Source organism: Elusimicrobiota bacterium (assembly GCA_040757695.1).
Lineage (GTDB): Bacteria > Elusimicrobiota > UBA8919 > UBA8919 > UBA8919 > JBFLWK01.
In genome coordinates this window covers 1-3,843 of record JBFLWK010000139.1, presented here as the reverse complement: position 1 = coordinate 3,843, position 3,843 = coordinate 1, and the positions used below count along the sequence as shown (strand labels likewise).

The following is a 3,843-nucleotide window of genomic DNA, read 5'->3' as shown; positions in this document are numbered from 1 at the left end:
AAGAGTTTATGAAAAAATTGGAAAATTTACTAAAAATTAACCATAGTATTTACGCCATTTTTTATGAGTAAAAAAAATATTTTTATTTTTGCATGTAAAATATAAAAAAAGTACTGTAAGTACTGTAAGGTATCAAAAAATATAGTATTTATAACGTTTTTTGACTGTAAGGTGACTGTAAGGTGTACTGTAAGGTACTGTAAGGTACTGTAAGTACTGTAAGGTGACTGTAAGGTGACTGTAAGGTATTAAAAATATTATATTATAAGACTTTTTTATATATAAAAATTATACCTTACAGCCTTACAGTCAAAAAAAATTTTCTTCATGTAAAATTAAAAAAATATAAAAAGAATTTTATTTTTTACTCATTCGAAGATCGTTTAGTTCTTTATTGCCATTGATTTTTGAAGGCATTCCAATTAATTTTTATCATTCTAATCATTTTGTTTCTGAAACCTACAGGATAAGTATGTGTGCCTTTTGTTGTATGTATCCATTTCCTATCTTTAAAGGCTTTAATTATAGAGGAACTATCGAATTCACTTTTCTTAATGATTTCTTTAAATTTATGAGGAAAGATCCCTATGTATTCACCTTCTCTTATTACTCCATATATTTCACCTTTTTCTACCGTTGCCAGATGATCAGATTTATCAAAGCTATTTTGATTAGCCTGTATCCATGAAACAATATGCTCTAAAGCTCTTTGCGGGTAATCTCCTCTTTCTTTGTTTTCCCCACAGGTATAATTAAACATATTTCTTACTATGTCTTCTACTTTTCCACCGAATTTGAATATGTTTTCTGCCAGTCTTCCTGTTACCTGGACTGCTGCTAAATACTGAGCCATACGATCCGATATATTGTCTTTTCCTAATTTTGCCAGTTCCATTGTTGCATGTCTGTATTCTTCTCTTAAAGATATGTTCGATTGATGATATCCTCTGTTAAATAGTTCTTGTATGAATGCAGGTCCTGCCAGGCCATAGTTGTAATGCAGATCTGATTTTATTTTTTGTATAAGTCCAGACTGTTCTTCAGATTCAAAAGGTGAACCATAAAAGCTTATTATTCTTGCTTTAGCTCCTTCAAATTCTGTTACTCCCGATAACTGACTTTCTCCTGTAGAGAAGGCAATAGTTCTCCAGTGTGAAGTCTTTTGAGTTCCTTTAAGAGCTCCTCTGAGTCTTCCTGTTCCGTTAGCAATCATATATAGTGTATTTGCTATAGATTTTTCATTAGCCGTCTGGGAGTCGTCAAGGAATATGGGAAGATGATTAAAGAGACATGCCAGGCGTTCAATAGATACTTTTGTCGCATCCCAGGCAATTATAAGTCCTCCCTGTTCTTTTATTGGTAACCCCCATATTGAAGCTGCTATTTCAATAACGGTTGTTTTCCCTATAGAGGTTAATCCCCAGTTGTCTATTATAAAGTTCGGAGCGTCAAGGAGTTCAAGAAGTGGAGGAGTCAGGGAAGCATAAATCTGAAACATTACCCTCGGATAGTCAATACATCGTGTTATACCTCTTTTCCAGTCGTCAATATTACCTTCCTGCCTTAAAGCTCTGGCGAATCTTTCATCACCCAATCCTTCAGGTTCAAATACTATTGATGTATTTGTTCCGATTGCTTTATCAGGAAGGACAAAGAAGGGAACACCTTTTTCCTTTTTCCATCCGAACCCTGATACAGTGGTTTTTTTAGGAAGTTGTTCATCATTAATAGCTTCAAAATCATTAATAAAGTGAACTATTTCCTTACAATTAAGTGAGTTTACAGGGAATCCTTTACCTGCCAGTTGAACAACTTTTCTATGGTCTAAAAGGGTTGCTCTTTCTTCGTAAAGTGTTTTCCAGTTTTTATCTCTTAAGTAAGTTAATTCCAGTTTTTCCTGCATAAAGTCAAGGTTTCTGGATCTTGAAGAAACAAAAAACGGTGCTGTAGCAACTGGTGTTTCCTTAACTTCATTTTTAGCACAGGTTATTCTTATAAGCCCCTGGTTATTTAATATCCATCCGGAAGGGAGGAGGAAGTTTTCTGCTCCGGGTGCATCCGGAAGGAAGTTTTTTAAAGGGAAAGTTTCAATCCCTTTATTAAGTTCCTGATATCGTTTTTCAATCATCTGCCGTATGTGGTTAGTGTCTATATTAAGCTCTTTTGAAGTATGTTCTATGAAAGAATCCAGTACCAATCCTTTATGATTTTTAGCTTCTTCCAGGAGATCTATTTTAGCTTTTTCTATAGTTTCTTTGTTTAATGACTGGTATTTTGATAGAAACTCTTTTTTTAACCATTCTCCTGATGTAACAGCTTTTTTAAATAATGTTTCATATTGTGATAATCCCTGAGTTTTTATGAAGTCATCGGGATCTGCTCCGGGAAGGTCTATAACAAAGGTGCATAATCCTATTTCTTCGGCGTATTTAATAGCCTCTTTTGTAGCTTTTTTACCTGCCGTATCAGGGTCAAATGAGAGGTATAAAACTTTAGCTCCCCCCCTCTTAAGGGAGAGGAGTTTTTCAGGTTTAATGTCTGAACCTCCGAAACAGACAAATTCCCCTGTCATGTTATGTTGCTTAATACTGGCTACCTGTGCGGTGAGCCAGTCGAATTCTCCTTCAAGGCATATGACATGTTCGCTGTCTTTAACCACAAGATTACATGCTTCAAAACCCATAATGGACTTATCTTTTATTTCTCCTTTAAAGCCTTTTTGATATTTAATGTCTTTTGTTTTAGATGGTTTTCTGCCCTTAAAGCCCAGGGTATTTCCTGTTTCGTCTTTGTAAGAGAATATAAGGCAGTTATTCTGAAAACACTTCTGAAGGACATTGCTTTCCTGTATAGCTTCATGGCTGAAGCCTTCTGAAAGAAGGTATTGTTCCACTGTTTCAGTCTGGGGGTAGAAGCCTATCATGGGAAAGCGTGTAATGTATTCCTGAGTTATTCCTCTTAGTTTAAGATATTCTTTTGTCTGTTCAGACCATGGATTCTCTAAAAGCTGTTTATGGAGGTATAAGGATAAAGAGTTTTTAATTTCCTGAATTTCATGTATGAGCTCATATTGTTCTTTTTCTTCCGGAGAGAAATCAATGTGAAGACCTCCGTTAAAGTTAGCCAGTGTATGTATTACTTTCCAGAAGTCTTTTCCTTTTACCGTGTGATTGAAACCCAGGGAGAGAGCTATGGCACCAAACCATGTGAGGAAATATCCGCATGACTGACATTTACCTGCAGGTATGCCTTCTTTCATGAGGAAGCTTGGTTTTTTGTCCTGGTGTGCCGGGTTAGGGCATGATGCCGTATATCCTCCTGAGTTTGGTTTAAAATTTTTTAAAGGTATTGCTCCTCCAGGGCCCCATATTTTTTCATGAGTAATTGATTTATAAAGGTTTGTTATAAACTGCATATATAAAAACTCCCTTCAAAAGATAAATTTTTTTAATTTATTAGAAGGGTTTATTATGATTTCCTAGAAAAAATTAATTAGACTTTTTAATTTGTCTATCTAGGTAAATCATTATGAATAAGTTAGACCAGTGATACCGAGTTCCAGCTCGGTATTACTCTTTCTAACCCATAAAACCCTCATTATTTTGACGTTTTGTTATTCTCTTTATAGTCTGTTAATTCCTTCTTTTTCGTCGTGCCAGATCTGTTATATCGTCGTGCCAGATTCTTTATTGCCTTATGACATAAGGTTTTTTCCGTGCCAGATCATATTTTAAATATTCTTTATTTTTTATAGAATTTATATTAGTAATCACGTATTTTTATAAAGTTAAACGTTATAAAGTTATATATATAAATAATTTATAGAGTTTACTTTCATAAAAT

At 34.4% G+C, this 3,843-nt stretch carries 1 protein-coding gene; it reads right to left on the bottom strand.

Annotation, left to right across the window (positions count from 1 at the left end; translation table 11 throughout):
* Positions 1-391: 391 nt before the first annotated feature.
* Entirely contained in the window at positions 392-3,415 is a 3,024-nt protein-coding gene (locus AB1349_13180) for a DUF927 domain-containing protein (protein MEW6558276.1), read from the bottom strand.
* Positions 3,416-3,843 lie beyond the last annotated feature (428 nt).